Source organism: Parashewanella curva, assembly GCF_003675895.1.
Lineage (GTDB): Bacteria > Pseudomonadota > Gammaproteobacteria > Enterobacterales > Shewanellaceae > Parashewanella > Parashewanella curva.
In genome coordinates this window covers 1-4,794 of sequence record NZ_ML014890.1, presented here as the reverse complement: position 1 = coordinate 4,794, position 4,794 = coordinate 1, and the positions used below count along the sequence as shown (strand labels likewise).

2 protein-coding genes are annotated in these 4,794 nt (G+C 35.7%); both read right to left on the bottom strand.

What is annotated here, in order from left to right:
• Window positions 1–441: 441 nt before the first annotated feature.
• Window positions 442–3,231, bottom strand: coding sequence for an ankyrin repeat domain-containing protein (locus D5018_RS20650; RefSeq protein WP_121840865.1), 2,790 nt, complete (start codon window positions 3,229–3,231; stop codon window positions 442–444).
• 669 nt (window positions 3,232–3,900) lie between these two features.
• Window positions 3,901–4,500, bottom strand: a complete 600-nt coding sequence (locus D5018_RS20645; RefSeq protein ID WP_121840864.1) for a hypothetical protein — start codon at window positions 4,498–4,500, stop codon at window positions 3,901–3,903.
• Window positions 4,501–4,794: the final 294 nt, after the last annotated feature.

The following is a 4,794-nucleotide window of genomic DNA, read 5'->3' as shown; positions in this document are numbered from 1 at the left end:
GTGATGGAAGCGGAAGTGATTTCATGTCAATATTTATCTAAGGGTTTGTGTGTTTTAGTTTTTGTCTAAGCAACAAGATTATAACACGCAAACCCTTACCTTTTCTTTAAATATCAACATGATAAACAATTTTTATTGTTGGATTTGAACTCCGAAACTTGAGTTAATAGACGCTAAGTGATTAAATTTATATTGATTTAGGCAATAAAAAAGACGTCCGAAGACGTCTTTGTTACTAAATTTGGTGGAGGCGGGGATTTGAACCCCCGTCCAGAAAGCATACATCCTTTTCTTCCCACGTTAAAACAATTACTTATCTGATTTCATTAACTTTTACTGACGGAATTTAATGGTATTTGCTGTATGTTGATGAGGAATGTCGCCACTTTGCCGCCACTTTTTTAGTCTAAAATTTGTTGAGTTAAGCAAAAGATAGCACTCTTAAAACCTGTCTTTGGTTGGATTATAGTTCGCTAAATTCGGATGTTTATCAGTTATTGCTAAGAAAATAGTCATTACTTTCACATGGCCATTCACAAGTGCAGCCAGTAATGGAGTAAGTTGCGTGGTTTTATTTCTACCAAAAATATACTTTTGAATTGTTGGGTTCTGTAAGTCTACTAAATCCAAAAACTCTCCAATAATATTTACATAACCTTCATGACAAGCAACATAGAATGATGAAGGCTTTGACTCCAAGCTTTCAAGTGTCAAAACCTCGTTTAATATTTGATGTTTGCTATAAAATACTAATAACTCTCTTACTATTTCAGCGTGCCCAAGAGAACATGCTGTTTGAAGAGGAGTGTCTTGTGATTCGCTATGTTTTAAAGTAAACAGTGCTTTTATACTTGGATCTCGAGTGTACAGCGCTATAAACGCCTGAACAATATCCAGACTCCCAAGATTGATAGCTTGGTGAAAGGGGGTAAAAAGAGTGGTTTTATGCTCATAGAAAAAGAGTTTTTTCATCTGATGGAATTTAGGGGAAAGGGATAAAATTTCATCAACTAATTCATACTGTTCTTGCTGACAAGCCAAATGCAGCACTGTGCAATTATCTTCTTTATCCTCTTGATACAAAGCATCAATTAGCTCAGGGTTTTGGATGAGCACAGTTGAAAAATCTCTGACGACCCAAGTGCTTCCTGTAAAACAGGCTGCATGTAATAACGTACTTGTGACTTCTAACTCATGCCATAGAATAGACTCTTTGCGGGGGCGCTGTTCGTAAAAAGTGAGGAAGTGCCTAACAATTTCAATGTCCCGATTATGACAAGCTATTTGTAATGGTGTGCATTCAGTCTCGCTATCTATTAGATCTAATTTTGTGTCACTGTTAGGGTGCTCAAGTTGATAACCAAGCAATTGGGAAACACCTTCTTCAAACTGTTCATTGCAACACAAAAACAGCGCGCTTTCACCATTGGATGTTAATCTATTTACTTCTATACCTTCTTGCGCTAGGAGATACGCCATTAACTCTGGTAATTTATATTCTGAGGCAATATGAATTAACTGTCCTTCGTCAAAATAATTACTAGGAAGAGTACTTAAGACTTCGTTTAAATCAACATGACCTTTTAGAAGAACAAGTAATGGGACCAGTTGCTCTGATGCTATCCATGCGCTCCAATTAATATCTTTTATCATAAAATGATTATTTTTATTATGCAGTTTTTCGATCAAACGTTTGATAATAGAATAACTAGCACCATTGTTAATACACTCAATTAAAAACACTTCTTTATGTGTTTCTTCTACCTCGTCCCATGCATCCTCCCTTCCTAATACAAATTTTTTTAGCAACATACAATCCGCTGTATGTCCTTCACAGACTTCAAGCCTCTCCGTAATGAAAGGAAGCCAATTACTAACAAAAAGTGATTCTTTACATTGTGACTCTAAAAAAGAAAGTAGGCTCATGTTTTTAAAATTGAAGAGCGAAGTTTGAAGCTCTATTAATAAAAAAGGACGGAAATCGACAGTAGGCATACATAAAGTAACCAACGCAGCCAAAGCTTTATAATTTTTATCAATTAGATCCATAACCAATTTCATAGGGTGTTTGGTACACTCATCAAGGTAATGGAAGTCATCTAATGGTAACCTTGACGCAGGGAGCAAATGTTCCATTTGCCTTTTTGAAAGGTTTGATATGTGCTTTCTCGCGGCGCCGCTTAAATCAAAGTCTCCCGCCACAATTTTCTTTGATAATGGAATATTTAAAGTCAGCGTCCAAGGATCTTTTTCTAATTTCTGCTGTAGTTGACTGAACTCACTAGTTAAATTTTCGTCATAGGTTTCTTCATTATAAAATCGTTGCTTTAGCTCCATCATTTGCTCTATTTGTTGAATGTAAAGCTCCAAGCTCATTTGTAAAGGAGTGGTATACTTAGCTGCAACATTGGTTAAAAGGTCAAACAAATCCTTTGCGACTAAATCATGAATTGGAAGTCGATAATGTACATCGTTTTCAATTTCTCTCCCTAGCAAAACCCACTTAATTGCACTAACCAAATGCACTTCACTTCCATCCGTCATGTAAGGTGATAAGTGTATAAAGGCATCATCTAGCCATTTATTTAACTGAAGCTTATAAGCATTTGTCTCATCATTCTGAGCAAATTGATTAAAGCGGATATAAAGTCCAGAGAGGCATGCCCATTCATCACCTTCGTCAACAGGCATCGGAAAGCCACCAATATGACGCAATTGCATCGGTTTTTGCCATTGATCTATTTCAACGATTCGCTGTTGAAAGGCTTGAATAAATTTAAGGGCCTCTTTTTCAGTTATTTCCAATTCAATTATTTTTTCTACTAAATATACAAGCAGTTTATCTAATCTATTTGAATAATCATTCTTAGCAAAAATATCGGCATCTAATAGCCGATTACCTTGTGCTTTTGCATTATCAATAGCTTCAATTAAAGCCGCGTCAATAGGTAGCCCGCTTACAGTAAGAGTATTGTTATCATCAGGAGTATTTGAAGTTTCAATGTTATATTCATGAGCAATCATTAAATTATTGACTGATATTGAACATAGATGCTGCTGGATAAATTTAAAAAAAACATCATGAGCAGCCAGAGAGCCAGGAGTTAAAGAAACTAAGAAAGTTTGGTGGTTTTTAAGGTTAAACCTTGTATTGGTTTCTGCTTTGCCTATAAGTGACAAAGAATCCAAGTTTGAACCTGATAAACTTGTGGGGTGGATCCCTTCTGCCATCAAAAAGTTGCTGCGTTATGTATGAGTTCGACAATTTAACATTAAAAAATACAAACTGGGTAAAAGTTAATCAAAGTTCATTGGGCACACATCATTATCAAGCATTAAATATGCGTGCAATATCTTGTCAATGTTGATCAAGATAATTGGTTAGTCCCGTTCAGGACACTTTTCTTAGAATATTTTTAATCAAGGAACTGTTATGAAGTAGAAATTTCTTCATGTATTCCTAATTTCAAAGAAGAAGTTGAAATACTATTTGGGACATGGATGGTTTATTTCTGGACGTAGAAAGATAATTTTTATTATTTACAATAAATTCAATTGATTATGAGAGGTTTTTAGGCTGGGGAGTCAAATTTTATGAGATTTTTAAGCGCAAATGGCGACACTTGGGTGGACAAAATGTGGACATTAAAAAGAAAAAAGACTTAGCTCGATGAGCTAAGTCTTTGTTTTATTTGGTGGAGGCGGGGGGGGGATTTGAACCCCCGTCCAGAAAGCCTACATCCTTTTCCAACCACGTTAAAACAATTACTTAGCTGATTTCATTAACTTTTACTGATGGTATTCAATGGCATTTGATGTATGTTAATGAGGAATGCCGCCACGTTGTCGCCACTTTTTTTGAGTAGATAAATCCTGCTTTTTCATAGTTAAAAGCTCACTTTAATGAAATGCTGCCGCAAAATTTTGAAGCTCTTTTAAATGTTTTGGCCTTTCAGATTGTACAATATCTTCGTTAATTTTTAGTATTACAGATCTAAATACATCAGTATTATTTTTAAAGCCTTGGCTTTTCATTAGAGTCTCTATTTGAGATAGACTTTTTTCGTTTAACTTGAGAGAAAGCCTTTTTGAGGCTTTAGCTTTGGCTAGGTCTGAAGAGAGTAAGTGGTTTAAACCGTTAGCTGAATACCTACCACTGCTTAATGCATGAAAATAATAAAGCATGAGAGGTTTATTGAATACTTCAGACAAGGACGGATCTATTCGCTGTGAAGCTAGAGTTAAAATATCCAGATAATGCGCAGGAACTCTAACTTCCACCGAAGTTTTAACTTTATTATATTCAGTTCTGACTTTTGCTGTTGATTGTTTCGGAATACTGACTACTTCATTGCATTTACCACATACCGCTGCCAAAACATCTTTGACAGTGCCTGATTGATCATTAAAATCAATATCTCTTAATTGATAAGTAGCTTCAGTTAATCCACAAGCAGAGCAAATAACCTTTTTTTTATCGCCTTCTTTTACAATTTTCATTTTACACCCCACTTTCATGCACACTGATGAATACAGCATCTGGTTCAACGAAGAAAAACTTGATATACCACTTTTTACCTTCTTTGAAAGGCTTTAACACATGAACATCAATTGAAGGTACTTTATGATGTGGGCTTACCTCATATTCATTACCTTTAGTACGTTTTATGCATAATTCGGAGCAATCCGGACACTGAATTCGGCATTATCCGGACACCTGTTTCGGGATAATCCGGACATTGAATTCGGTATTATCCGGACGATTTTTGTTCAAGTCCGGAATCGCTGTCCGGA

Excerpts from the sequence above, each read along its gene's own strand:
- D5018_RS20650 (WP_121840865.1), bottom strand. The coding sequence starts at position 3,231 with ATGGCAGAAGGGATCCACCCCACAAGTTTATCAGGTTCAAACTTGGAT.
- D5018_RS20645 (WP_121840864.1), bottom strand. The coding sequence starts at position 4,500 with ATGAAAATTGTAAAAGAAGGCGATAAAAAAAAGGTTATTTGCTCTGCT.